The sequence below is a fragment of the Sporosarcina sp. CAU 1771 genome, from assembly GCF_054482775.1.
Map to the genome: position 1 here is coordinate 17997 of NZ_JBTLRN010000009.1, position 26758 is coordinate 44754.

Below are 26758 nucleotides of genomic sequence, written 5' to 3' on the forward strand. Positions count from 1 at the left end.
AAGATGTAACAGTAAACTTGTTCGAGAGGGTGTGATATCTGCAATGTCAGTCAAAAAAAGAATGAGCTTTCTCGTTATTATTGATTCTATAATTGTCTTGTTATCTATCTATTTAGGGTATTTTATTTTGCATCCGGACATCAATATATTAACAAATATAACGTTATTAGTAAGCGTGTTGACAATACAAATTGCACATCACTTTTTCGCTTGGCAATTTGGACTCTATAGAAAGGCCTGGTCCTACGCATCCATTGGAGAACTAAAGTCTATTTTTCAAGCTGTCACTTCAACAATAGTTGTAGTTATGGTAGTTCAATTAGCTTTTTTACAAAGTATATCTTTACGTGCTCTTATCCTTACATGGATGATGCATATCCTTTTAATAGGCGGATCAAGATTATCATGGAGACTTATGCGAGATACAATCAACCAACATAATGGGAAAGCAATCACTCGAACAATGATTGTCGGGGCGGGTCAGGCAGGAACTATGATTGCACGCCAAATCCTTCAAAATCCAGATTCGGGAATGAAACCTATTCTTTTTATTGATGATGATCATACAAAAGCTGGTTTAGAAATTTACGGTCTTAAAGTCGTAAAAGGTACAAATCAAATTTCCGAGTTATCAATTGACAATCAGATAGAAAAAATCATAATTGCAATTCCTTCTTTATCAAAACAAGAAATGGAAAAGTTATCCGAAATATGTATCAATACAGGTATAAAAACACAAACAATCCCACGTATAGAAGATCTGATAACCGGTAAAGTTTCAGTGAATGACATGCACGATGTAAAGATAGGGGACCTTCTTGGTAGGGAGGAAATTGAGCTTAATATGGAAGCGATTTCGGACAAGTTAACTGGTAAAACGATTCTTGTCACAGGGGCTGGTGGTTCTATTGGTTCTGAGATTTGCCGCCAAGTATGTAAATTCAGTCCAAAACGTATTATTCTCTTAGGTCATGGAGAAAACTCGATTTACAACATTGACATTGAATTAAGAAAAAGTATATCAACATATATAGAAATCGTTCCAGTTATAGCCGATGTAAAAGATCGGATGAGGATATCAGATATCGTGAGCGAATATATGCCGGACGTTATCTACCATGCCGCGGGACATAAGCACGTCCCTTTGATGGAAGAAAACCCCATGGAAGCAGTCAAAAATAATATATTCGGCACGAAAAATATTGCAGAAGCCGCTGATACATTTGGCATACCACACTTTGTTATGGTCTCGACCGACAAGGCAGTCAACCCACCAAACGTGATGGGTGCCACAAAACGTATTGCAGAGATGATTGTACAAAATCTTGCGAAGGATAGTAAAACAAACTTCGCAGCAGTTCGGTTCGGAAATGTATTAGGTTCACGTGGAAGTGTAATTCCATTATTTACGCGGCAAATTCAACAGGGAGGACCAGTCACTGTGACAGATCCAGAAATGACAAGATATTTTATGACCATACCAGAGGCTTCACGGCTCGTAATTCAAGCGGGTATGCTAGCCACCGGAGGTGAGGTATTCGTGTTAGATATGGGGGAACCCGTTAAGATTATGGATCTGGCAAAAAACCTTATAAAATTATCAGGCTATGACGAAGATGAAATCAATATTGAATTTACTGGGATTCGACCAGGTGAAAAGTTATTTGAAGAGTTATTGAATGAGAACGAAATTCAAAGTGAACATATATTCCCGAAAGTATTTGTAGGTAAAGCAGTTCCAATTAGTAAGAATGAGATGAATATCCTACTTGAAAGTCTTCTAGATATGGATGAAAGAGATGTTAAAAAAGTAATTGTAGAATTAGTAAACCGAAAGACTGTAGTAAAAGATGCAATTGTTTCAGTTGGATAAATGATGAATTAAAAACAGAACCTAAATTTGTATTTAGTAATATAGTCTACCGAAAAGGACTGAGCATATGTTTACTAATAAAACTCTACTAATAACTGGCGGAACAGGTTCATTTGGAAACGCAGTCATGGAGCGATTTCTTTATACTGAAATCAAAGAAATAAGAATTTTTTCCAGAGATGAAAAAAAACAAGACGATATGCGAAAGTACTACAATAATGAAAAGTTGAAATTTTATATTGGTGATGTTAGGGACAAACCTAGTCTTAAATATGCAATGAACGATGTAGATTATGTATTTCATGCCGCTGCACTTAAACAGGTACCCTCATGTGAGTTTTATCCAATGGAAGCGGTGAAAACAAATGTATTGGGAACTGAAAATGTGCTCAACGTATCAATAGAATTCGGAGTTAAAAAAGTCATTTGCCTATCAACGGATAAAGCAGCATATCCAATCAATGCAATGGGGATTTCAAAAGCAATGATGGAGAAAGTTTTAGTAGCAAAATCTAAAACAGTTTGTCCTGAAAAAACACTTATTTGCGGAACTCGATATGGCAATGTAATGGCATCAAGAGGTTCGGTCATTCCGTTATTTGTTGAACAAATAAAAAGCGGAAAGCCACTAACAATCACCGATCCCATGATGACACGTTTTCTAATGAATTTGGAAGATGCAGTGGAATTGGTAGTATTTGCTTTTCATAATGCAAATGCAGGAGATATTATGGTTCAAAAATCACCTGCCTCAACAATTGAAGATCTTGCTCAAGCGTTAAAGGAAATATTCGAAGTTACCAATGAAATTCAAGTAATTGGAACACGACATGGAGAAAAGCTTTATGAAACGTTATTAACGAGAGAAGAATATGTTGTTGCAGATGATTTAAATGGATTTTACCGGGTTCCAGCTGATAATCGTGACTTGAATTATGAAAAGTATTTTGATCAGGGTTATAAAGAGTTATCTACCGACGAAGAATATAACTCGCACAATACCAAACGGTTAAGCATTCCAGAGATTAAGGATAAGTTATTGGAACTTCCTTATATTCAAAATGAATTAAGAAGTATATTCAGTATGAATTGAGAGGATGAATGTCAAAGTGAAGATTCTTGTAACAGGTGCCAATGGTTTTCTTGGAAAGAACCTTATTGCCGAACTGAACAACAAAGGCTATACCAATATACTATCCTTTAGTAGAGATAATACGTTAGATGAACTTGATAAATACACAAAAGAATGTGAATTTGTTTTCCACTTGGCTGGTGTCAACAGACCGAAAAGTAGCGTCGATTTTATGACTGGGAATGCCGGATTGACTGAAAGATTACTATCTTTACTACAGAAGAATGAAAATGATTCGCCGGTGTTAATTAGTTCATCGAGCCAGGCAGATTTAGAAAATCCTTATGGTAAAAGCAAAAAGATAGCTGAGGAACATGTGTTTTCACACTCTAAAGAAAGTAAATCAAAAGTGATGGTTTATCGCCTACCGAATGTTTTTGGAAAATGGAGTAGGCCAAATTATAACAGCGTCGTTTCTACGTTTTGTTATAACATCGCCAGGGATGAGGAAATTCAGATTAATGATGTTAAATCTTCAATTACGCTATGTTATATCGATGATGTAATTAATGAATTTATTAATGCCCTTAATGGGAATGAGACACAAACAGGATCATTTTGTGAAGTTCCAATTTCTTATCAAATTACTCTGGGAGATTTGGCAGAAAAAATTTATACATTCAAACGCAATCGAGAGACGTTAATAATGCCATCGCTTGAACATGAATTTGATAAAGCGCTGTACGGTACTTATTTGTCCTACCTGGAACAAGATGACTTTTCATATGTATTAAAGAAAAATACAGATGAACGCGGATGGCTAGCCGAATTTATGAAGTCAAAAAGTATGGGACAAATATTCATATCAAAAACGAAACCTGGCATCACAAGAGGGAATCACTGGCACCACACGAAAGTAGAAAAATTTCTCGTTATCCAAGGAGAAGCTGCAGTTCGATTTAGAAAAATTGATGAGAATGAAGTAGTTGAATACAAGGTTGATGGCGAGAAACCAGAAGTAATAGATATTCCAGTGGGCTATACACACTCAATTGAAAACATAGGCGAAGGCGAACTTATTACATTGTTTTGGGCGTCCGAGATATTTAATTCCAATAAACCAGACACCAGTCTTTTGGAGGTGAAATAACTGTCTAAATTAAAGGTAATGACAATTGTAGGCACTCGGCCCGAAATTATTCGCCTATCTGAAACGATAAAAGCATGTGATCGCTATTTTGAACATGTGCTTGTTCATACAGGGCAAAACTGGGATTATACGTTAAATCAAGTTTTTTTCGAGGAGTTCGGTTTAAGGGAACCGAATCATTATTTAAACGCGGCGGCTGAGAATTTGGGCGAAACAATGGGCAATATCATTGCGAAATCGTATGAAGTATTGGTAAAAGAATTACCTGACGCCCTTCTGATTTTGGGGGATACAAACAGTTGTTTATCCGCTATTTCAGCCAAAAGACTGAAAATACCTATCTTTCATATGGAGGCTGGAAACCGCTGTTTTGATCAAAACGTTCCGGAGGAGATAAACCGTAAGATTGTGGATCATATAGCAGACATTAACCTTTCTTACACCGAACATAGCAGAAGGTATTTACTTTCAGAGGGAATTCGTAAGGAGCACGTCTTTGTGACCGGATCCCCATTGGCAGAAGTATTGCAGAAAAACATGGAAAGCATTATGAGTAGCAATGTGTTGTCTGAACTAGAGTTGGAAAAAGAAAAGTACATTTTAATTTCTGCGCATAGAGAAGAGAATATTGATGATGAAGAAAATTTCTATTCGCTTATGAATGCAATCAATCAAATTGCAGAAAAATATGAAATACCTATAATCTATTCAACACATCCAAGAAGTTGGAAAAGAATCGAAGAGCATGGATTCGAATTCCACCCACTTGTTAGGCAATTAAAGCCTTTTGGTTTTTTTGATTACAATCATTTGCAAATGAATGCCTTTGTTGTTCTATCTGATAGTGGAACACTTTCGGAAGAGTCGGCAATTCTAAACTTTCCAGGTGTCTTAATTCGAACATCTACGGAGCGTCCTGAAGTGTTGGATAAGGGAACGGTTGTAATTGGGGGAATTAGGGGGACGGAAATTATTCAAGCCGTCGATTTAAGTTGTGCTATGAGGGAAAGCAACGAGGAAACATATATTGCTCATGATTATAAGGATGAGAATGTATCTGTGAAAGTAGTTAAAATTATTCAGAGTTACACAAAAGTAGTTAATAAAGTTGTTTGGGGAAAATTTAGATGAAAATACTATTGTTATCTCCATTACCGCCTCCAGCAGGAGGTATAGCAACCTGGACAAAACTGTACATGGATTCTTACCCGGCAAAGAAAAATAGAGTAGATATAGTTAATACTTCTGTAAGAGGAAATAGGGTCGAAAACTTTTCAGAGATGAGATTGGTAGACGAGTTTGGAAGGATAAAAAAGATATTCAGTGAATTAGACTCTTTTATATCAGATAAAAGATATGAAATTGTTCATATAAATACTTCGTGTTCTAAACTTGGATTAATTAGAGATTATTTATGCGCATTAAAAGTAAAAAGGAAAAATATTAAAATTGTCATTCACTTTCATTGTGATACTAGTTTTATGGTTAAAGGCAAATTTCAAGAGTTTTTTTTAAGAAAGATTTGTAAAGCTGCAGACGAACTCTTTTGTTTGAATATATCATCTCAAAACCATATCAGAAAAGTTACAGGAAAACATAGTAGCATTGTACCCAATTTCTTTGATCAAAATTTAATAAACAACTTAAATGAAATGAAAATATCGGATCAAATTAGAAATGTAATTTATGTGGGACATATTGTTAAAATGAAAGGTTGCGTAGAAATTATCGAAGTCGCAAACAAAATGTCTGCTATAAATTTTAAAATGATAGGACATTTAAGTGAAGAAATTAAAAATATTCCGGTTTCTAGTAATGTTGAGTTCTTAGGAGAATTATCTAAGGACGATGTACTTTTCCAAATGAACAATGCTGATTTATTACTTTTTCCAAGTCATACGGAAGGTTTTCCAAATGTCATTCTTGAAGCGATGGCTTGCGGATTACCTATTTTATCCACATCCGTTGGAGCTATACCAGAAATGCTCGAGGATAAAGGTGGTCTATTTGTTGAAGTAGGGGACATAGAGGGAATGGTGAATGCAATTAATAAGATGAATAGCAAAGAATTAAGGCTTCTAATGTCTAAATGGAACAAGCAGAAGGTCAAGAATAGTTATTCTATTGATATCGTTATGAATAAAATAATGAAAAAGTATATAGGGATGAAAGAGGTAATAGTGAAGTGAAATTCAAAGTCTATGTGGTTATTACTAAACATTGTTTCTGATTTATGAAGATGAGATCAAGTTTTTTCTCAGTAGAAATCCTGACATATGTACTGAGATGTAAAAAAATCACACTAAACGGATGCTTATATGCAGGAAGAGTAAAGGGAAGGGTCAAATGGACATATTAATAATAACGTATTCACGATTACCAGAAGGTGATGCAGAAGCTGTTCGATTGAATACCTATGGAAAATTATTCAGAGAAAATGAACACAATGTTTCATTTGTTGGTATGGGGTATCATGAGTTCCAAAAAGAGTATTACTTTGATGGATTTAAATATGTTTCTTTAAGAAAAGAATCTAACAATATAATTGAAAAAATGTATTATTACCTAAGTTATAAAAACAGGTTAAAACAATTCTTATTAACATATATCAAATCAAATAAAGTAGACGTGATTTTATTTGCAGACTTACCACTAAGTGCAATCAACTTTTTGAAAACCTTTTGCAATAAAAGACGAATCCAACTGATATCTGATTGCGTTGAATGGTATTCCCCGGCGCAATTTAAGTTGGGAGTATTTTCTCCAGCTATGATACTAAAAAATGTTGAAAATAGATTTATTATTAATCGCGATATTAAAGTTATTGGTATAAGCAAATTCCTATCTACTCATTTTAGAAAAAGGGGTTGTTTTTGTATAAGGATACCGGTCATATTGGATGTCGAAAATCAATCACATTCAAAAAATCTCAACCCTACTAAGTTAACAATTCTATATGCAGGCTCTCCTGGAAAGAAAGACTATGTTTATGAAATGTTAAAAGGGGTTTTATTACTTGAAGAAAAAAAAAGAAATAGGCTGAAGATTGTTCTAGCCGGAGTAAGTGTTGAAGATTCAAGAGGCATGTTTGGAATAGATGACTTAGAAAAATTAAGTAATTGCGTGGAGTTTCTTGGAAGGATCGAAAGAAAAAAAGTTTTGAATGAGCTCACCAAAGCAGATTTCACAGTTTTACTACGCTCTCCATTAAAAAGATACGCAAAAGCGGGATTTCCAACAAAAGTTGTAGAAAGTTTATCTACTGCGACACCGGTTATTCTGAATCTAACTTCTGACTTGAAGGATTATATTAAAGACAAGCAAGAGGGATTAATAGTTAAAGACTGTTCAGCAAAGTCCTTTGCTGACACATTAGAGATTGCATTGGATTTATCTTTAGAAGAGAGAAAAACAATGGGAAACAACGCAAGACAATGCGCCGAAAGAAGCTTTGATTACAGAAAATATCAACTTGAATTAAATAACTTTCTTGGTGAGGTAAGATAAAGAAATTTATAGCGTGGGGATATTATCATCGCATAACAATCAGTTGTCTAGCACACCTATCATCATCGATTTAAAGGGAACTAATTACGATATGAGGAGAACACTAAGACTTATGAAAATAGATTAGTGAGGGTAATTATATGATGATAAATGCAGAAGAAATTCGGTCAGAATTGGTTTTTAACAATCACAAAGATTCTCCGAACTATATAAATCAAGCTGTTATCATTCTGTTTTGTGTTTGGATGACTTGGCCGTATTTAAATTTTAAAATGGGAGCATTTGCTGCCGCTGCAATTTTATTAGTGTGGGTTATTACAACAGATTATCGCTGGTTTATTAAGGCCTGGCCAAAGGATCAACTTTTAATTGTAGTTTGGTTTATATTCTTTATACCTTATTTAATTACAGGGGATTTTATGTATGGTGCTCTAGAGCCTAGAGGGGCATTTGTAAGCTTTGTTTTATTTACTGTAGGCATTTTTATCAATCACTACTACATGTTCTACAAAAAAGATTTTGTTACATTGGGAAGAATAGCGCTTATATCCATAATTATGTACATTGTGGGGGCATTTCAAACTTTTAAAGGTTTATTAGCGCATCCATTGGCTTCACGATCGTTAGCGACCGGCATCGATGCCATGCAAGATATTTATTTATCTTTGGGGATAGGTGGATTTGGATATATATATAGCTCGGTATTTATTTGTATTCTAAGTCTATTCCTAGTAACAAAAAGAATACCGAAAAATAATAAAACTTATAAAGTACTATCACTAATGTTATTTGTTTTATTAGGTTTAATGATAACTCAGGCATCCTATACAATTGCTTTGTTACTACTATTTATAGGTATTATCTTGGTGTTAAACATCAAAGGAAAAAAGAGTTTAATTGTCGGAGTTTACTTTGCGATAATACTTCTTATCATACCCAAAAGAATATTTGGAAACTTTTTCATTAATGTTTCAAATATTTTTAAGGATAATGAAACACTAAGTATAAAGTTTATGGACCTTGCTCAAGGATTTCTTATAGGTGATGCAGGCGTACAGACAAGTTATAGGCTTGAGCTTTATATGATATCCTTTAAAACATTTTTAAGTAATCCATTGTTTGGTATATACGGTCCGTTGGGAAAACAAATGAATGCAAATATTGGGGGGCATTCTGGATGGCTAGATTTAATGGCTTTTTACGGCATCTTTGGATCAATTCCCTTGTTTTTAGGAATACTCTTTAATTTTAGGAAACAACTCTCATTTTATTCAGGTACACCCTATTATTATTTCTTATTGACAGTACAAGGTTTATTTTTATTTTTCGGTTTTATTAATCCAATAATTTATATTTATCAAATTGGTTTTGTGTTATTTGTTATTGCGCCATCCTTACCAATGTTGCCCTATGCATTTGGCATGCGGAACAAACCTAGTAGCTATGGTTAACGAATAACATTATTTACTTTAAGAAAATAGTACGGGAGGGGGAATTAGATGAATATATTATGGCTTACTAATATCCCATTACCTGAAGCTAGTCTGTTAATGAATGAAAAACCTACTCCATTTGGAGGTTGGCTAATTAATACATCTGAAGTGTTATCTAGTAAAAGTGATTTTGAATTGTCGATTGCTTTTCCGCTAAATGGCCGAAATAGTGTAGGGATAATGCGAGGGGAAAAAAGAAGTTACTATTCATTTCCAGCTATAAATAATAGGAACCGTGCATTAATTAATAATAATAAATACCTTGAAGAAATAATAGACATATCTAAACCGGATATTGTACACATTTTCGGTACCGAGTATGCTCATAGTCTTGCCATGGTTAATATATGTAAAAAGAAAAATGTAAAAGCGGTTATATCTATCCAAGGACTAGTATCTGTAATTGCTAAGCATTACATGGCTAGTTTGCCATTTAATGTTCAGAAAAGTGTTACCTTCAGGGATTTCGTAAAACAAGATAATTTAAAACAGCAACAAAGAAAGTTTGTCCAAAATGGAGAGTATGAGGTTAAGGCGATAAATAAAATAGACCATGTAATAGGACGTACAACTTGGGATATGGCATGTACCGAACAAATAAACCCAAACGTACACTATCATTATTGCAATGAAACTCTTAGAGAAGCGTTTTATAAACATACTTGGAATATCAATAAATGTGAAAAACACTCTATTTTTATTAGTCAAGGTAGCTATCCGTTAAAAGGTCTTCACTTTATGCTCGAGGCGATGCCGATAATACTAGAACGGTTTCCAGAAACTAAATTAATTATAGGCGGGAATAACATAACAAAAGTTAATACTTTAAAAGATAAGCTTAAAATATGTTCATATGGGAAGTATATTCGAAAATTAATTATAGAAAAGGATCTCCAATCAAAAGTTTTTTTTACAGGTGTATTAAATGAAGAGAAAATGTGTGAACAATATTTAAAAAGTAATGTTTTTGTTTGTCCTTCATCCATTGAAAATAGTCCTAACTCCTTAGGTGAAGCAATGATACTTGGAGTACCTTGTGTTGCCGCAGATGTTGGAGGGGTATCGGATTTAATTAAACATCAAGAAGAAGGATTTGTGTATCAATCTGATGCACCGTATATGTTAGCGCATTATGTAAATAGAATATTTACTGATGAAAATTTGGCGATTAAATTATCAGAGGAATCAAAAAAAAGAGCGGAAAAAACTCATGATAAAACAGAAGTAATCAATAAGATAATACGTATCTATAAGCGTGTTGTTTACTGAACAAACAAGTAATTTTATTTGTCGGTCGACAGAATCTAATAAATTGAGGTGAGATATATGCGAAGAAAACTAGTTTTTATCAGTAATATGGCAGCACCTTATCAAGTGAAGTTTTGTTATTCTTTACAAAGTTATTTCGACACAGAGTTTTGGTTCTATGTAAAAAGAGAAGAGGATCGACCTAAGTGGTGGGAAATTCAACTCGGGGAAAAATGTAGAGTGTTAAAAATGTCAGGAACAATACCCAAAATAGGCTATTATTCAGTAGGCGTTTTTTATGATTTAATTCGATTTAATCCGGATATTATCATTCTTGGCGGATTTATGAATTGGCATTGGCTTATATTAAATTATGCGAAACTATTTAAAAAGAAGGTGATTTTTATGAGTGAATCACTTAGGTATGTAAAAAACGACTATGAGGACTCCGATACCTTGATGACACAAGAAAATTCAAAGGCAGTCTTAAGGAAAATTAGAAGAACGTTCGATGGTGCAGATTTATATCTAGGAATGGGTGCAAAAGCAGAAAGTCAGTTTATTAAGGAGATAGGCTTTGAAAGAGAAAAAGTATCGTGGACTAGTTATCCACAGGATATCGAAGCGTATTATAAGCATCCTTTAAGATCAGAAAAGAAGCAAAAAAATTATAAAATCCTTTTTGCAAATCGATTAATTGATAGATATCAACCTCTTTTTGCATTAGAGGTTTTCCTTGAAATAAATTCAAAGTACCCCAATACAGAACTAATCATGAACAGTGAGGGACCACTTAAATCGAAATGCATTCAGTATATTAAAGATAAAAAAATGAAGAATGTCTCATTTTTGGAGGGAATTGATGCTTGGGACAATATGCATTTAATCTATAAGAATGCAGATATCCTAATACTTCCCGCTACGTATTCAAATGGAAATGGAACAATAATTGAAGCAAGTGCCTCTGGTATGGGAGTTGTAATAAGTAATAAAATCAATAACATGGAAAAGCACTCCATTGATAAAGAAAACTGTTTCATTTGTGATTTAAATGTAGGTAGCTTTGTAACTGCAATTTCTACTTATATAAATAATCCTAAATTATTCATTGATCATGGAGTATTGAGTAGAAAATTAGTAGAAGGAAGCAGAAATCAATCTTTAGCAAAAAAGTATTTCGAACTAATCGAAAGTTATTGTTCTTAAATGATTCATGCAAATGCAAAATTACTAGTGAAAAATAACATTGTAAATATAAAAAACTCATTATTTTTTTTAGCACCATCAGTTATTGCTCTGTTTATTAACCTTTTTACTTTTCCAATATTTTCGAGAAATATGACATCCCACGATTTTGCCGTTATGGGATACTTTGAATCTATAAGCCAAATATTTCTACCGGTTATGAATTTGTCATTTTATTCATACTACATGAAAGATTTTTTTAAGCGAACACCAGAAGAAAATAAAACGGTACAAGTAACTTTAATGATTTTCCTTACTGGGTCAAATTTAATACTTGTTAGTGTAGGTTTATTGTTACTATTTACTTATTTCGAGCTTGCCAATGTTAGTTTCCCATTGTTTCCCTACGCATTAATATCACTATCTACTATTTATTTTATGACATATGCAGCATTTTTGGGGATTGAATACAAAATGAGAAAAGAAGGATTTAAATTTTTTGCACTTCAATGTATTAGCATCCTAATTCCTATTTCAATTAGTTTATATTTGGTTGTAAATCTAGGGTTAGGTGCAATTGGGAAAATGACAGGACTCTTAATAGCGCAGTTGTTAATTGGTATTCTTGCTTTTAAATTATTATATAAAAAGATTAAGTTTGATTTTAAAATAATAAAAAAAGCCTTAGTTTTTGGCTACCCACTTATTATCGTAGCTTTATTGGATTTTCCGACACTCTATCTCGATAGTATAATTTTGGAAAGACAAAACAATGTAAATAAATTTGCATTGTATAGTATAGGACTAAAGATGGCTGGAATTATCTTTATGTTAGGATCGGCGGTTTATCAAGCGTTTGAGCCGGACTTTTATAAGTTTGTTTCTCAAAAGAGAATAAAGAAGTTTGCACAAAGTACGATCTTAGTGTTTGGTTTTTTATTTATTATAAACATAGGGTTTACTGTGTTTTCAAAAACTATAATTTCATTGCTAACAAGCGATCAATATACGGATGCATATCAATATGCAAATTTAATAATTTGGAGTAATTACTTTCTATTACTATCCTATTTATTAGGAGTTATTATGATTGTGCAAAATAAAACTAAATTATTAATGTACAGGAAATTCATTTTAGTCCCAATAGGAATCATCGTGTTTTTCGTATTCATTGATCAATGGCAGTTTATTGGTGCAGGTTATGCAAAGATAATAATTAACCTTTTTAACTGTGTATTATTAATATGCTTTATTATTTCGTCATCCGGGGGAATTAAGAAATTTAACAAAGTTATTGTATCCACACTTCTGAATAAAAGTAGTTAAAGTAGCTTCTCAAAAAAAAATCGGATGAATGGATTACTAAAAGAAAGGGGTGGATTACTACGAAAATTGCAATTGGATGCGGATAGGTAGTAGAAAATATATGGAGGGCTGAAATGCATGAAAGTATTATTACTTACACTGAGCTATCCAGAAGACGAAGATGAAACAAATATATATACAGATTTAATGCAGGAGTTTAAAAGAAATGGGCATGACGTTACTGTAGTTTGTCAAAGAGAAAGAAGAAGTGGAAAAGCAACGGATATTTGTAATCATAATGGAATACCTGTTCTAAGAGTTCGTACAGGAAATTTAACACAAACGAAAATTCTAGAAAAAGGTATTAGTATTTTGACGCTGGAAATCCAATTTATAAATGCACTTAAAAAGCATTTGAAAGACGAAGAATTTAATCTGGTTTTGTACTCAACTCCACCGATTACATTTGAAAAAGTAATAAAATATATCAAAAAAAGTACGGGGGCAGCAACCTATTTATTGTTAAAGGATATTTTTCCACAAAATGCCGTCGACATCGGTTTAATAAAGGAAAATAGTTTGATTCATAAATACTTTAAAATAAAAGAGAAAGAACTTTATGAAATAAGTGATCGCATCGGTTGTATGTCGGAAGGGAATAAGAGATTTTTATTGAGGAGCAATTCAGAAATACAAGAACAGAAAGTAGAAGTTAACCCAAATACCATATTGCCAAGCAAGTTAGTAGAAATGGATAAAGAGTATGAGATTAGACAATCTTATGGTATTCCTGTTGACTCGATTTTATTTATATATGGAGGAAACCTAGGGAAACCACAAGGAATTGAATTCATGATAAAAACAATGCATCAATATAGAAATAATAAAAAAGTTTATTTCTTGATAGTAGGGTCTGGTACAGAATACGGAAGAGTTGAAAAGTATTTAGAGGATGTAAAACCTAGCAATATTCGACTTGAAAGATTTATACCTAAAATTGAATTCGATGTTCTTGTGAAAAATTCGGATATAGGGTTGATTTATCTAGATAGTCGTTTTACTATCCCTAATATTCCGTCAAGGTTAACAGCCTATATGGATAATGCAATACCTGTCCTAGCAATTACAGATGAAAATACTGATCTCAAGGAAATAATATTTACTGCCAAATGCGGGTACTTCTCCCCGTCAGGTAATATAGATCAATTTGTTGTCGTAATGGAAAAAATCTTACTTGAAAAAGAATCACTACCCCTACTAGGGAGAAATGGCAGGAAGTACTTGAAAGAAAACTTCCACGTGTCAAATTCATACCGTATTATTATGCAAAAGTTTATCAGTTAACTAATAAAAGATAGGAAGTGTTAATAACCTTAATGGTAAGAATATTTGATGTTTTTGTCAGCTTAATTGCTCTTTTAATTACTTCACCACTCATTCTATTGATTGCACTACTCATCCGCTTCCAAAAGGGTTCCCCAGTATTATTCAAACAACAAAGGCCAGGACTGCATGCTAAACCATTTACCATTTACAAGTTTCGGACAATGACAAACGAGTGTGATGAAAACGGAGAATATTATCCAGATGAAATGAGAATCACACCACTTGGAAATATTTTAAGAAAGTTAAGTTTGGACGAGTTGCCACAACTTTGGAATGTATTATGTGGGGAAATGAGTTTAGTGGGACCCAGACCATTACTGATGGATTATTTGTCTTTATATAGTGATAGACAAGCGATTCGTCATGAAGTTCGTCCTGGTGTTACCGGGTGGGCTCAGATTAATGGTAGAAACTCAAAAAGTTGGGAAGAAAAATTTGAAGATGATATATGGTATGTCGAAAATTATTCGCTTAGGTTGAATATTAAAATTCTGTTCCTTACTATTTATAAAGTTATTAAATCTGAAGGAGTTAATCAGTCAAGCTCGTTGACCATGGAGACATTTAACGGAAACATTAAGGCTCCGTTCGAAGAATAATTCAAAGTAGATAGGACTAGGGGGATGACATGAATATACTAATAACGAGTATAGGTAGAAGGGTCAAATTGGCACAGTATTTTAAAATGGAACTAGCGAAAATAGAGGGATCCCTAATTACATCTGATTTAGATTGTAACGCGCCAGCTCTTTATTTTTCTGAATTTAATTATACAATATCCCAAATTTTTTCCGATAGTTATGTGGAGGAATTAATAGAAATTTGTAAAAAGCATAATATCTCTGCCGTATTGACTTTAATCGATCCGGAATTGGAAATCTTGGCAGCAAATGAAGAAAGATTTGCGAAGGAAAAAATTAAGATAATAGTATCAGAACTAGAAACGATTAAAATGAGCTTTGATAAATTTGAAGCTCATAACTTTTTATCTAACAAAGGTTTATATGTAGTTCCAACGTTTATTGATAAGCAGATACTTTTAACTAAAGTTCATACGGGAGAGTTTGAATTTCCTTTAATTTTAAAACCTCGATCGGGCAGTGCTAGTAAGGGTTTTGCATTAGTAAATAATGCATCGGTACTCGAGGCAATTGATAACTCTAAAAAAGAGTTAGTGTTCCAACCATATTTTAAAGATAAGGAATTTGGAATAGACGTTTATATAGATCTAATAACTGGTAAATTGGTGAATTTATTTATTAAAGAAAAGATGTTAATGCGGTCTGGTGAAACAGATAAGTCTATATCGGTGCATAATGAACGGATAGAATCTCTTATCATAAAACTTATTCAAAAAACAAACTTTAGAGGACCAATTGATGTTGATGTTTTTGAGTATAAGGGAGAATTCTATATTTCAGAAATAAATCCTCGTTTTGGAGGAGGTTATCCACATGCTTTTGAGTGTGGAGTGAATTTCCCACAGTATATTATAAATAATATTCAAGGGCATGCCAATGAAGAGTATTCCGGTTTCACATACGCAGAAGGCAAAGTGATGATGAAGTACGATGATCTATTAGTTCGTTAAAAAAATCGAAAGAAAGTAGGCTGAAAATTGAATGAACGTATTTTACTATCTCCCCCTCATATGAGTGGAAATGAGCAAAAGTATATTTACGAAGCATTTGAATCGAATTGGATTGCACCTCTTGGGCCGAACGTAGATGAATTTGAGAAAGAATTTGCGGCATATATAGGAACTAAAGGGGCTTCATCATTGTCATCGGGAACAGCTGCCATACATTTGGCTCTTGAACTCATCGGTATAGGAGAAGGAGATATAGTATTCTGTTCGACACTTACGTTTGTTGCAAGTGCAAACCCGATACTTTATTTAGGGGCAGAACCGGTATTCATCGATTCTGAAGAGGAAACTTGGAATATGTCTCCGGTGGCTTTGACAAGAGCACTGGAAGAAGCGCATACAATTGGAAGACTTCCGAAAGCAGTTATAGTAGTAAACTTATATGGTCAAAGTGCTAAGTTAGATGAAATATTAGAGGTATGTAATAAGTATGGCGTTCCGACTATTGAAGATGCTGCGGAGTCACTTGGTTCACTTTATAAAGGAAAGAAAAGTGGGACGCTTTGTCACTTTGGCATTTATTCATTTAATGGCAATAAAATCATTACAACTTCTGCTGGTGGAATGCTTGTATCTAATGACCTTAATGCAATAGAGAGATCACGATTCTTGTCTGCACAGGCAAAGGACATAGCGCCGTATTATCAGCATAGTACAATGGGCTACAATTATCGGATGAGTAATATCCTCGCGGGAATTGGCCGAGCACAGCTTGAAGTACTGAATGAGCGAGTGAAGGCAAGGCGTCAGATATTTGACCGTTACGTTGAAGCATTGGGTGGTATTGAGGGGGTATGTTTTATGCCGGAATTGCCGGGAACGTATTCGAACCGTTGGCTGACGGCACTAACATTGGATCCTAAAGTTATTCAAATAACACCTTATGAGGTGATGAAAAGATTAGAACAGGAAAATATTGAAGCTCGACCTGTATGGAAACCACTCCATTTACAACCGTTGTTTGAAGGGTGTAAATTTTATCCGCATGAAGAAGGCGTTAATATTAGTGAGAAGTTGTTTGCAGAAGGGTTTTGTCTTCCTTCTGGTTCAAATCTGACGATGCAACAGCAAGATAGAATAATAACACTAATTGACCGTTTGCTAACGAAGTCTGAGGTGTTGGTAAACTAAATCATTCCAAATACGAGGACGCAGTTAAGAATCGAAAATATAGTCGAAACGCTTATTGATGATTTCTATATTTTCACAAAAGGTTGTATCTCCCCATAGAATTTGGTAAACTGAAGACTGTTGTAATGTTCTTTTCAGGGGGGAAACAAAATGTACACTTTGCTTATGACACTGCTAGTAATCGTATGCTTATCTCTTATTGGGGTTGTGCTTTTACAATCAGGATCTAGCGCAGGTCTTTCAGGAGCAATCTCTGGTGGAGCTGAACAGCTTTTTGGAAAACAGAAAGCTCGTGGACTAGATTTAGTTCTTCAAAGAGTAACCATTATACTATCAGTTTTGTTTTTCATATTAGCGATAGCCATTATGAAATACTAAATGAATAATGCCATTTTGCCTGACCTTTGAAAGGTCGGGTATTTTTTTACTTAATTAGCAGATGTGTATTCATTTCAAATTTGTAAAATAGGGTTTAAAATAAGGTTATAGGTAATCTTATTTGTGGAAAGGGTGTAACATATGAGAATATCACAACCCAAACCATTCTTTATTGAAAAAGGAAAGCGGGCGGTCTTACTGCTGCATGGATTTACAGGAACTTCAGCAGATGTTCGTATGCTTGGTCGTTTTCTTGAAAAGAAAGGGTATACTTCGCTTGCGCCTCATTATAAAGGACACGGAGTTCCTCCGGAAGAACTAATCGTCACAGGTCCGGACGATTGGTGGAAGGACGTTATTTCGGGGTACAATAAACTAATAGAAGCTGGTTACGATGAAATTGCGGTAGCTGGATTATCACTTGGTGGTGTATATTCACTAAAGTTAGGGTATAACAAGCCTTTAAAGGGAATTGTAACCATGTGTGCACCGATGTCGATGAGGACGACGGACATTATGTATAAAGGTGTTATTGATTATGCAACGGAATACAAAAGGTCTGAACGAAAAGACGATGAAACGATTGAACGTGAGATTGAAGCATTGCGCCAACAATCGATGCCTTCTCTTGAAGAATTTCACGATTTCATTAGCGGCGTTAGAAAAAACATTGAAAATATTTACGCTCCGGTTTTTGTAACGCAAGGATCAAAGGACGATGTGATTGATGTAAATTCTGCGAATGTTATTTATGAAAGTGTGGAATCCCCAATCAAACAAATGAAGTGGTATGAAGAATCGGGACACGTAATCACACTTGGTCCAGAGAAAGAACAACTTTATGAAGATGTTTTCAATTTCCTTGAATCACTAGACTGGAATGAGTGAATGATAAGAAAGACGGATAAGTTTTTAGAATAAAAGGAGGGATGAATTTGGATAACTTTGAATTAGATTTACAAGAGAAAATACTTTCAATAATGAAAGAAGAAGCATATAAGCCCCTTACTGTACAAGAAATTCAAGAAATAATGGGTTTCGAAGGCGCAGCAGAGTTTAAAGAATTAGTTAAGATGCTCGTCCAACTTGAGCAAAATGGAAGAATTATACGATCAAGGTCAAACCGTTATGGCTTGCCTGAACGTATGAATATGGTCCGTGGAAAGTTTATTGGTCATGCAAAAGGATTTGGATTTGTAGCCCCGGAAACTGAAGGAATGGATGATGTATTCATACCTCCGCATGAAGTAAACGGTGCTATGAACGGAGATATTGTACTTGTCCGAGTCACAAAAGGTTCATCAGGTGAGAGAAGAGAAGGTGAAATTACACGAGTTGTCGAACGTAAAACAACAAAAGTTGTAGGAATGTATCAGGATAATAAAGGATTTGGTTTTGTTATTCCTGATGATAAAAAACTTCCTATGGATATTTTTATTGGGAAAGGCGATTCACTTGATGCTGTAGATGGGCATAAAGTGGTCGTTGAAATAACGAATTGGCCGGATGATTTAAAATCAGCTACGGGCATGGTTGTTCAGATACTTGGTCATCGGAATGATCCAGGTGTTGATATTCTTTCAATTATCCATAAACATGGTATTGAAGTTGAATTTCCTACAGACGTTATGAACCAAGCAAATAAAATTCCTGCTGAAGTGCAGGAAAAAGATTTATTCAAACGCCGTGATTTACGCGAAGAACTGTCGATTACAATTGATGGTGCGGATGCGAAGGATTTGGATGATGCCATATCGGTATCTAAAAACGATAACGGAACGTACACTTTATCGGTCCATATATCGGATGTAAGTTATTATGTTACAGAAAATTCGCCAATGGATGAAGAAGCTTATAATCGGGGAACGAGTGTTTATTTAACGGACCGAGTCATTCCGATGCTACCTTATAAATTATCAAACGGTATTTGTTCGTTAAATCCAGGAGTGGATCGTTTAACATTGTCATGTAAAATGACGATAGATCGTGCAGGGAAAGTTATTGAACATGAAATATTTGAAAGTGTGATTCGCTCTAAAGAACGAATGACTTATACAGAAGTCTATAAAATCATTGATGAAAAAGATGAAGAACTAATAGAAAAGTATGAAGCGGTTGTTCCTATGATTAATCATATGGCTGAGCTTGCTGCAATACTGAAAAACAAAAGGATTGACCGTGGGGCTATCGATTTTGATTTTAAGGAATCTAAAATCATAGTTGATGATAAAGGATGGCCTTCGGATATTATCGTAGTGGAACGAACTGTGTCTGAACGATTAATTGAGGAGTTCATGCTCGCGGCAAACGAGACAATCGCAGAACATTTCCATTGGCTTCAAGTTCCATTTATTTATCGAATTCATGAAGATCCAAAAGCTGAAAAGCTACAACGATTCTTTGAGTTTTTGACGAATTTCGGAATAGTTGTTAAAGGGACTGGAAACTCGATTCATCCTCGCGCCTTGCAGGAGATTGTCGACTCGATTGAAGGTTTACCAGAAGCACCAGTAATTTCAACGATGCTTTTACGTTCAATGCAACAGGCGAAGTACTTTGATGAAAGTCTTGGACACTTTGGATTATCAACAGAGTTCTACACACATTTCACAGCACCAATCCGTAGATATCCTGACTTGATTGTTCATCGCCTGATTCGAACTTATTTACTTGAGAAAGATGTTTCTGCTAAAACAATTGCACATTGGGAGGCAAGGCTTTCTGAAATCGCTGCCCACACCTCTGAACGTGAGCGTCGCGCAGTTGAAGCAGAACGTGATACAGAATCATTGAAAAAAGCGCAATTCATGTTGGATAAAATTGGCGAAGAGTTCGATGGCATTGTTTCTTCAGTTACGAACTTTGGTTTGTTTATAGAATTGGAAAATACGATCGAGGGACTCGTACATGTTAGCAATATGACGGATGATTATTATCGATTTGATGATCGCCAGCTGATAATGATTGGCGAACATACAGGTAAACAATTCCGTCTAGGTGACGAAGTAACAGTTAAAGTTGTAGCAGTGAAACCAGAAGAGTCAGCAATTGATTTTGAACTCGTCGGAATGACGAAATCATTCCACCGCCCACGCAGAGAATCACCTAAAGTTATTCATGCAGGAAAGAAAAAAGAGGACAACAAAGGCGGAAGTTCTTCGACAAATGATAAAAAGAAAAGCGGCACGTACAATAAAAAGAAGAAGTTTTATGAAGATGTAGCTAAAAAACCGAAAAAGAGAATTAGAAAAAGAAAGTAACAGGGGTCGGCACATGCTGTCCCCTAGTGTCAAAGGGAGGGAAGCAGATGGCTAAGGGAAAAGGGAATGTTGTTGCAAAAAATAAAAAAGCATATCATGACTTTGCGATTGAAGAAAAGATTGAGGCGGGGATTGTACTACAAGGTACAGAAATCAAATCAATTCGAAGCGGAAAAGTCCAGTTACGGGAATCGTTTATTCAAATACGTAACGATGAAGCGTGGATAATAAATATGCACATTAGTCCTTATGAGCAAGGGAATCGATTCAATCATGATCCTACACGGACTAGAAAACTTCTGCTTCATAAGAGGCAAATTCGACAATTAATCGGTAAAACAAAACAGCAGGGTTATTCGATTGTTCCCATTATGATGTATTTAAAAGATGGGTTTGCAAAAGTTTTAATCGGAATCGGTAAAGGGAAGAAAGATTACGACAAGCGTGAGGATTTAAAGAGGAAAGAAGCGAAACGCGAAATGGGTCGAGTGTTTAAAGAAAATCAGCAACATTGATTTTTTGCTTAAAATAAGGTAAGATAGTCAATGTAGTCATGTTCAGTAACCTTAAAAAGGTCTTCCTGACAATCCCATAACGGGGGCGTTACGGATTCGACAGGGGTGGTCTGAGCTTGAGTTGCGCGTCGGAGGGCTCGGCTCCGTCAGAAACGGCACTTATAATAACAGGCAAAACAAACAACAACCTAGCATTCGCAGCGTAAGCTGTTGAATCTGCCTTGTAGTTACATCGCCCATGTGCTAATTGCAAGGCTCAACTTATAGTGGGATACGACGTCTGTTGCCATCTGAGGCAGACGGAAGAGATTCTCAGAAGTAGCGTACATGCCGCCCTGATTGTCGGCAAACTGATACGTGAAATCTAATAGACAATCTATACGCGTAGACGCTTAAGTAATTAGAGCCTCTGGACGCGGGTTCGACTCCCGCCGTCTCCATAGAAATATGGCTGATAATGTAGTCGTATTAATGGTTTTAGTAGAGTAGGGATATTGAACTCTTGTTCAATATCCCTATTTTTATTTCTGTTTTTAATGGATGCCTGTGTACGGCGCAATTCAGAAACGATTTGGAATCTTTTCAGAGTTGTTTGGTGCACAGGTGCGATAGACTAGAGAAGTAGGTGAACAAAGTGGGGAAGTATCAATTAGATAGCAAAGGTAAGGCATCTGTGACAAAGTATCATGAAAAAAACAAGCCTGCCCAATTTGATAAAAAGCAGCATCTTGAAAAATTGCGTGCGGAGTATTTGGAAAAAAAGAAAAAACAAACAGATAAATAGAAAGAAGATGAATCTTTCTATTACCAAACACGGATCAATGGCAAACTGATACGTGAAACGAATAGACAATCTATCCGCTTGGACAATTAGATCCTAGGCGCGGGTTCACTCCATAGAAATGTGTATGAAAATATAGTTGTATTAAGAAGGATATTGCCAAGGAGATTAAATTCCTTGGCAATATCCTTTTTTGATTTATGAACTAAACATAGAAATTAGCGTAGTTATGCCTTGGTCACAAAGAGGACTTGCTATCAAATTTTTCTGTTTTCTACCGATATACTTATTAAGTAGTTAGAAAAATACAGAAAAGGAGGAAGCAAAATGAAGATAATACCGAACCAACCTGCTAGTAGAATCCCTAAAAGTAGTGAGCCTGCATCGGTTAGACAAGATACTGTGAAAGAAAACGAGCGGTCGAACAACAAACAAATCGATAAGTACATCCCTTCTAACAAAGAACAAAGCGTAGTGTATGAGAAGCCAACGTACAAGGTAGATACGAATACGATTAATCGCTTAAAAGCGGAGAGCGAGAAAGCATATGAGCACTTGCGTAACTTAGTTCATGAGCTTTTAGAAAGGCAAGGTTTAAAATTTAATGATGTGGCAAGCGAAGATAAGGAATTCTTTGTAGACGATCAATCTCGTTTGGAGGCACAACAAGCTATCGGTGAGGGCGGGGCATATAGTCCTGAAATGGTTAGTGATCGTATAGTGGAGTTTGCCAATGCAATTTCCGGTGGCGATAAAAGTAAATTTGATCAGTTAAAAAATGCAATTGAGGATGGCTTTAAAGAAGCAAAGGAAATGTTAGGTGGAGTGCTTCCGGATATTTCACAGAAAACGTATGATTTAGTGATGGAGAAGTTGAACGAATGGAAAGAATCGTGAACGACTAAATACCATGGTAAATAAGGATGTTTATTTATGGCATAAAACCACTATACTTTAGTCACAGATTTATTAAAAATTGGAGAACTGGTTTGATAACAAAATAGTACATTGAAAAACGACTTTATCTTCGGATAAGGTCGTTTTTTGTGTGTAAATATATATTGAGTGGTTGTATTCAAGGCCAAGAATTCTGGAGATTCCAAGAGTATTAACCTTTCGACTTTATCTACTAAAAAGGGTTATTTTCCACAAACTTACTTAAACGGGAAAAAAGTAGTGCGCTAGTTTTAAGTCAATTCTGATCGAAAGTCATTAATTCAGAATATGGGAACAATTAATAAAAATTAGCGGTCTGTGAGGTATAAGGCTTGGTCGATAAGCAAATTAAGTCAATTGAAAGTAGGTAAAACTTTATAAGGGGGAGTGTTTTTAGTGTCTCAGGTACTTTTAAATGGTTGGGGAATAGGTGGAAATATAAGGCTGCGGGGGTGTTCATATTGATCAAGGAACTACTATATAAGTTTTCCAAAAAGGATAGTGATTCGGAGCGAGTTATATTTGAAATGTTTTATCAACGAGTTTACTACACAGCCTATTACATTATAAAAGACCGAGATTTGGCACAAGATGTGCTGCAAGAAACCTTTATTAAAGCATTTGATAATATGCACACGGTTAGAGATGGCGAAAAGTTAGGTGCATGGTTAGCCGCAATCGCTACACGCACAGCAATCGACTATCTTCGGAAACTTAAGCGTTGGAACGATATTGCAACAGAAGACGAAATTATCGGAGATATCATTTCCAAAAATGATGATGCTCTTACAACATTAGAAACCATAGTTGAAGAGAAGTTCATTGGTAGAATATTACTGCAAGAAATCGATGGGCTTTCAGCTGAGCATAAAGAGGTTCTTCTTCTTTATTATTACGCGGATATGAAATACGAAGAAATATCAAATGCATTAGAAATTAAAATTGATACAATTAAAACTCGAATTTATCGTGCTAAATTAAAATTGAAAGAATCGTTTGAAAAAAAACCGGAGATAATGGGGCTGATCATTGATGTCAAAGTATAAAAAATATGATTTGGATCAATTAATCTCCGAAACACTGGCCGAGAAATTAAAGAGAACACCACCTCCAAGTTTAACACCAACCGAATCTTGGAATGCCGTGGAATATAAAAGAAAGAAAAATAGAAAGTATTCATTAAAAGGAAAGTAAGCGTTCAGTTACACATAGAAGAGTATTTATGAGCATAGAATAGGTAGTTACCAACATTACTTTAAAATAATCTCAAAATCCCAAAATATACATGGAGGAATCGTAATTAAGTATATTCTTATCACTGAATGAATAACTTGTAAGTATCATGTGAATTCCATGCTGTGATAAATCTGCTTGAAGTGGAATTTGTGGACAAGCATTTATTAATAAGTTAGCTGATTGACTTTGTTTACCTGTGAATAATTACTTGTACATCATTAAATCTAGAGATAAGAAAACTATTTTTTAGGGTAGGAGGAAGGCTATTTGAAAGTTTTAGTAACTGGTGGTGCAGGATTTATAGGTTCTCATGTTATTGAAGAATTACTGCGGAATAATATGCAAGTGGTTGCTATAGATAGTTGTGTAACCGGATTTCAGAAAAATGTACCTTTTGGGGTTAGATTATACAAATTAGATCTGAATGATGAGAAATTAGAATCAATATTTATAGAGGAAAGACCTGATTATGTAATTCATTTAGCCGCACAAGCCTCGGTAATGGTCTCTATGAGTGACCCCTATTTCGATTTTCATACGAACACGGTTGGAACTGTAAAAGTAATGCTGCTATCGAAAAAATATAATGTAAAGAAGTTTCTGTTTGCCTCATCTGCAGCTGTTTACGGTGAACCTAAATACTTACCAGTAGATGAAACTCATCCAATAAACTCACAATCTTTTTATGCTTTATCTAAACTATCAGCGGAGAATTACATTACGCAATACAGTAATTCAAATGAATTGAATAGTTGTATATTGCGTTTTTCAAATGTTTATGGACCAAGGCAAAATGAACTTGGTGAAGCAGGTGTAATTTCTATTTTTATTAATCGTCTGTTAGCAAATAAGAGGGTTAGTATTTACGGTGGTAGCCAAACTAGAGATTTTATTTATGTGAAAGACGTTGCGGTTGCTTGTAGGTTAGCGTTGATGGGTAATGCAAAAGGGATTTTTAATATTAGTTCTTGCACAGAAACTGAAATAGAAGATTTGTATTATAAAATATCTGAACTGGTAGGTGTGAAAACAATACCATCTTATGAACCAAGAAGAGTAGGAGAAATTGAAAAAAGCATCTTGGATAACTATCGGGCTAGGAGAGAACTAAAATGGTTGGCAGAAAGATCATTGTCAGTGGGGTTAGAAGAAACTGTGGAATACTATTCCAATAAGCATGTTGCTGAAAACATTCGAATATAGTACTCAATTGAAGTAGGTGTAGACAAATGGAACATGTAACGTTTGATTATTCTAAAAGTCTTTCATATTTCCATGAGTTTGAATTAGAGAATTTACAAAGTACTGTTCATTATTTTCATAATAAAATACGAAATAAGGTAGGTTCGGCAAAAAAAACATTGGGGTGGCTAGATTACCCTAATGAATACGATGAAAAGGATTTTCAAAAAATAATACAGGCAGCTTCCAAAGTGAGAGTTACTAGTGAGATTTTACTAGTGATTGGTATCGGTGGCTCATATACAGGGATACGAGCTGGAATTGAGATGCTTTCACATAGTTTCGAGAACTTACTTTCAAAAGAACAAAGAAAATCCCCACAAATTATTTTTGCCGGAACTAGTCTGAGCTCAGTATATATGACAGACTTAATCGATTTACTACACGGAAAGGATTTTTCAATAAACGTGATTTCAAAATCAGGAACAACTCTAGAACCTGCTATTGCATTCAGGGTTTTCAGAAAGATACTTGAAGAAAAGTATGGGGTAGAAGGGGCAAGATCACGTATTTATGTAACGACAGATAAGGAAGAGGGAGCATTAAGAGAAGTTGCTACAAACGAAAAGTATGAAACATTTGTTATTCCAAGTGACATAGGAGGACGTTTTTCAGTATTGACTTCTGTTGGATTATTTCCAATGGCTGTAAGTGGTATCTGTATAGATGCTGTAATGAAAGGTGCCGCCAAAGCACAATCTGACTTAAAGCAAGAAGAAATAACTAAAAATAGTGCCTACCAATATGCCGTCATTCGCAATATTTTTTATAGCAAAGGGAAAGAGAATGAGCTTCTTGTTAGTTATGAGCCGAGGTTCCATTACTTCACTGAGTGGTGGAAACAACTTTTCGCTGAAAGTGAAGGGAAAGATGGGAAAGGGATATTTCCGTCGACAGCTATATTCTCAACTGATTTGCATTCGATTGGACAATATATACAGGAAGGCAGACGTGATTTATTTGAAACAATAATTCATATAGAGAAAGAACAAAGAAAATATGTTTTTGAAAAAGAAGATTGCGATCTGGATAATTTAAATTATTTAAGTGGAAAAACGTTGAGCCATGTTAATGAAAAAGCATTTGAAGCCACACTGCTAGCTCATACGAATGGAGGGGTACCGAATTTAATTATTCGTATTCCAGAAGCGACTCCTTTTACATTTGGTTATCTAGTCTATTTTTTCCAGTTAGCATGTGCAATGAGCGGTTATTTGACTGGTGTGAATCCATTCGATCAGCCTGGAGTAGAGGCTTATAAAAAGAATATGGTTAGACTTTTAGGGAGTCCAGAAAGTCAAAGTATAAAAGAGGAAGCAGAGCATAAGATTTTAGTGTAAATTCTATTGCTGATACCCATTGAAGATAATATAACCCGTGCTAAATAGCTTTTTATACAAAAGATTTCAATA

At 34.9% G+C, this 26758-nt stretch carries 24 protein-coding genes and 1 other RNA gene; all 25 read left to right on the forward strand.

Annotated features, from left to right (window positions below):
• The first annotated feature begins 43 nt into the window (after window positions 1-43).
• The 25 genes from ACXYMX_RS08525 (at window position 44) to ACXYMX_RS08645 (ending at window position 26686) form a co-directional block, all read left to right on the forward strand.
• Window positions 44-1873, forward strand: a complete 1830-nt coding sequence (locus tag ACXYMX_RS08525) for a polysaccharide biosynthesis protein (protein WP_459043828.1) — start codon at window positions 44-46, stop codon at window positions 1871-1873.
• 67 nt (window positions 1874-1940) lie between these two features.
• Window positions 1941-2966, forward strand: coding sequence for a polysaccharide biosynthesis protein (locus tag ACXYMX_RS08530; protein WP_459043829.1), 1026 nt, complete (start codon window positions 1941-1943; stop codon window positions 2964-2966).
• Window positions 2967-2982: 16 nt separating this feature from the next.
• Window positions 2983-4095, forward strand: coding sequence for a polysaccharide biosynthesis C-terminal domain-containing protein (locus ACXYMX_RS08535; RefSeq protein WP_459043830.1), 1113 nt, complete (start codon window positions 2983-2985; stop codon window positions 4093-4095).
• Window positions 4096-5226 (forward strand): non-hydrolyzing UDP-N-acetylglucosamine 2-epimerase, encoded by a 1131-nt coding sequence (gene wecB / locus ACXYMX_RS08540; protein WP_459043885.1) that lies wholly within the window; start codon window positions 4096-4098, stop codon window positions 5224-5226. It abuts the gene before it with no gap.
• A complete protein-coding gene (locus ACXYMX_RS08545; protein WP_459043831.1) occupies window positions 5223-6284 on the forward strand; it encodes a glycosyltransferase family 4 protein in 1062 nt (353 codons plus the stop codon). Before wecB ends, ACXYMX_RS08545 begins: the two co-directional genes overlap by 4 nt.
• A gap of 157 nt (window positions 6285-6441) precedes the next feature.
• Window positions 6442-7602, forward strand: coding sequence for a glycosyltransferase (locus tag ACXYMX_RS08550; protein ID WP_459043832.1), 1161 nt, complete (start codon window positions 6442-6444; stop codon window positions 7600-7602).
• A gap of 140 nt (window positions 7603-7742) precedes the next feature.
• Window positions 7743-9053, forward strand: a complete 1311-nt coding sequence (locus tag ACXYMX_RS08555; protein ID WP_459043833.1) for a hypothetical protein — start codon at window positions 7743-7745, stop codon at window positions 9051-9053.
• A 48-nt stretch (window positions 9054-9101) separates the two neighbouring features.
• Window positions 9102-10364, forward strand: a complete 1263-nt coding sequence (locus ACXYMX_RS08560) for a glycosyltransferase family 4 protein (RefSeq protein ID WP_459043834.1) — start codon at window positions 9102-9104, stop codon at window positions 10362-10364.
• Window positions 10365-10592: 228 nt separating this feature from the next.
• Window positions 10593-11549, forward strand: a complete 957-nt coding sequence (locus tag ACXYMX_RS08565; protein ID WP_459043835.1) for a glycosyltransferase — start codon at window positions 10593-10595, stop codon at window positions 11547-11549.
• Window positions 11550-12854: a lipopolysaccharide biosynthesis protein gene (locus ACXYMX_RS08570; RefSeq protein WP_459043836.1), complete on the forward strand. Its 1305-nt coding sequence runs from the start codon at window positions 11550-11552 to the stop codon at window positions 12852-12854.
• A 117-nt stretch (window positions 12855-12971) separates the two neighbouring features.
• Entirely contained in the window at window positions 12972-14177 is a 1206-nt protein-coding gene (locus ACXYMX_RS08575; protein WP_459043837.1) for a glycosyltransferase family 4 protein, read from the forward strand.
• Window positions 14178-14209: 32 nt separating this feature from the next.
• Window positions 14210-14818: a sugar transferase gene (locus ACXYMX_RS08580; RefSeq protein WP_459043838.1), complete on the forward strand. Its 609-nt coding sequence runs from the start codon at window positions 14210-14212 to the stop codon at window positions 14816-14818.
• A 29-nt stretch (window positions 14819-14847) separates the two neighbouring features.
• Window positions 14848-15810 carry an ATP-grasp domain-containing protein gene (locus tag ACXYMX_RS08585; protein ID WP_459043839.1) on the forward strand — a complete coding sequence of 321 codons (963 nt, stop codon included), beginning with the start codon at window positions 14848-14850 and terminating at the stop codon, window positions 15808-15810.
• A 60-nt stretch (window positions 15811-15870) separates the two neighbouring features.
• Complete coding sequence (locus ACXYMX_RS08590; RefSeq protein WP_459043886.1) at window positions 15871-16998, forward strand: DegT/DnrJ/EryC1/StrS family aminotransferase; 1128 nt, start codon at window positions 15871-15873, stop codon at window positions 16996-16998.
• A gap of 150 nt (window positions 16999-17148) precedes the next feature.
• The gene (gene secG / locus ACXYMX_RS08595; protein ID WP_459043840.1) at window positions 17149-17376 is read left to right on the forward strand and encodes a preprotein translocase subunit SecG; all 228 of its coding nucleotides are present in this window, start codon (window positions 17149-17151) and stop codon (window positions 17374-17376) included.
• A 141-nt stretch (window positions 17377-17517) separates the two neighbouring features.
• Window positions 17518-18264: an alpha/beta hydrolase gene (locus ACXYMX_RS08600; RefSeq protein ID WP_459043841.1), complete on the forward strand. Its 747-nt coding sequence runs from the start codon at window positions 17518-17520 to the stop codon at window positions 18262-18264.
• 41 nt (window positions 18265-18305) lie between these two features.
• Complete coding sequence (gene rnr / locus ACXYMX_RS08605; RefSeq protein WP_459043842.1) at window positions 18306-20636, forward strand: ribonuclease R; 2331 nt, start codon at window positions 18306-18308, stop codon at window positions 20634-20636.
• Between the two features lie 47 nt (window positions 20637-20683).
• Complete coding sequence (gene smpB, locus ACXYMX_RS08610) at window positions 20684-21151, forward strand: SsrA-binding protein SmpB (RefSeq protein WP_459043843.1); 468 nt, start codon at window positions 20684-20686, stop codon at window positions 21149-21151.
• Window positions 21152-21232: 81 nt separating this feature from the next.
• Window positions 21233-21594: a transfer-messenger RNA gene (gene ssrA / locus ACXYMX_RS08615) on the forward strand.
• A 191-nt stretch (window positions 21595-21785) separates the two neighbouring features.
• Window positions 21786-21935: a hypothetical protein gene (locus tag ACXYMX_RS08620; RefSeq protein WP_459043844.1), complete on the forward strand. Its 150-nt coding sequence runs from the start codon at window positions 21786-21788 to the stop codon at window positions 21933-21935.
• Between the two features lie 324 nt (window positions 21936-22259).
• Complete coding sequence (locus ACXYMX_RS08625) at window positions 22260-22829, forward strand: hypothetical protein (RefSeq protein ID WP_459043845.1); 570 nt, start codon at window positions 22260-22262, stop codon at window positions 22827-22829.
• 500 nt (window positions 22830-23329) lie between these two features.
• The gene (locus tag ACXYMX_RS08630) at window positions 23330-23914 is read left to right on the forward strand and encodes an RNA polymerase sigma factor (RefSeq protein ID WP_459043846.1); all 585 of its coding nucleotides are present in this window, start codon (window positions 23330-23332) and stop codon (window positions 23912-23914) included.
• A complete protein-coding gene (locus ACXYMX_RS08635; protein ID WP_459043847.1) occupies window positions 23901-24062 on the forward strand; it encodes a hypothetical protein in 162 nt (53 codons plus the stop codon). Before ACXYMX_RS08630 ends, ACXYMX_RS08635 begins: the two co-directional genes overlap by 14 nt.
• Before the next feature lie 309 nt (window positions 24063-24371).
• Window positions 24372-25307 carry an NAD-dependent epimerase/dehydratase family protein gene (locus ACXYMX_RS08640; protein WP_459043848.1) on the forward strand — a complete coding sequence of 312 codons (936 nt, stop codon included), beginning with the start codon at window positions 24372-24374 and terminating at the stop codon, window positions 25305-25307.
• Between the two features lie 26 nt (window positions 25308-25333).
• Window positions 25334-26686: a glucose-6-phosphate isomerase gene (locus tag ACXYMX_RS08645; protein ID WP_459043849.1), complete on the forward strand. Its 1353-nt coding sequence runs from the start codon at window positions 25334-25336 to the stop codon at window positions 26684-26686.
• Window positions 26687-26758 lie beyond the last annotated feature (72 nt).